This window comes from Burkholderia sp. BDU5 (genome assembly GCF_001522845.1).
GTDB classification, from domain to species: Bacteria; Pseudomonadota; Gammaproteobacteria; order Burkholderiales; family Burkholderiaceae; genus Burkholderia; species Burkholderia mayonis.
Window position 1 is genome coordinate 1 of sequence record NZ_LOWC01000146.1, and the last position, 916, is coordinate 916.

General features: G+C 62.7%; 1 protein-coding gene. It reads left to right on the plus strand.

All coding sequences use genetic code 11. The annotated features are described in order from the left end of the window. Window positions 1–88 precede the first annotated feature (88 nt). Window positions 89–906, plus strand: a protein-coding gene (locus WS69_RS32030) for an IS5-like element IS402 family transposase (RefSeq protein WP_108033922.1) whose coding sequence is annotated in 2 segments (ribosomal slippage) — window positions 89–437 and window positions 437–906 — 819 coding nt in all. Because the reading frame shifts where the segments join, the coding sequence is not laid out codon by codon here. Window positions 907–916: the final 10 nt, after the last annotated feature.

The window sequence follows — 916 nt, forward strand, 5'->3', positions numbered from 1 at the left end:
AGAGACGGTTTCAAAAAGGCCCGGTGGGGCTGTTAACTTTCGCGGCGAGCTGTTAACCTCAGGCATCGGAACAACCGAGACCGAGGAGATGGCCAAGCCGATCATCGACGACGAACTGTGGATATTGATCGAGCCGTTATTGCCGCCACCCAAGCCGCGGCGCGAGAAGAACCCAGGCCGCCTGCCTGTTTCGAATCGCGCCGCGCTGACCGGCATCCTGTTCGTTCTCAAGACGGGACTGCGCTGGCGCGACCTGCCCGCCGAGATGGGCTGCGGCTCGGGCGTGACTTGCTGGCGACGGCTACGCGATTGGCAGGCTGCGGGCGTATGGGATCGCCTGCACGAATTGCTGCTCGCGAAGCTGCGAGCAGCAGACCAAATCGATTTCTCGCGAGCCGCAGTCGATTCCTCATCGATTCGCGCCGTTGGGGCGGGCCAAAAACTGGGCCAAACCCCACCGATCGCGCGCGACCCGGTTCCAAGCACCACATCGTCACCGACGCCAATGGCACGCCGCTGGCGGCGATCCTGACCGGCGCGAACGTTCACGATGTCACGCAGCTGCTGCCGCTGATCGATGCGATTCCGCCAATTCGTGGATTGCGCGGCCACCCACTGCAGAGACCGCGCGTGGTCTACGCCGATCGCGGTTACGACTCTGAGCGGCATCGACGAGCGTTGCGCGATCGCGGTATCGAGCCGGTTATCGCCAAGCGCCGCACCGAACATGGCAGCGGCCTTGGAAAATATCGCTGGGTCGTTGAACGCACGCATGCCTGGCTGCATCACTTCCGTCGTCTCCGCATTCGTTTCGAGCGCCGTGCAGACATTCACGGCGCGTTCCTCAAACTCGGTTGCTGCCTGATCTGCTGGAATACCCTTCGGCGGGCCGACCAGTCTTTATGAAACCGTCTCT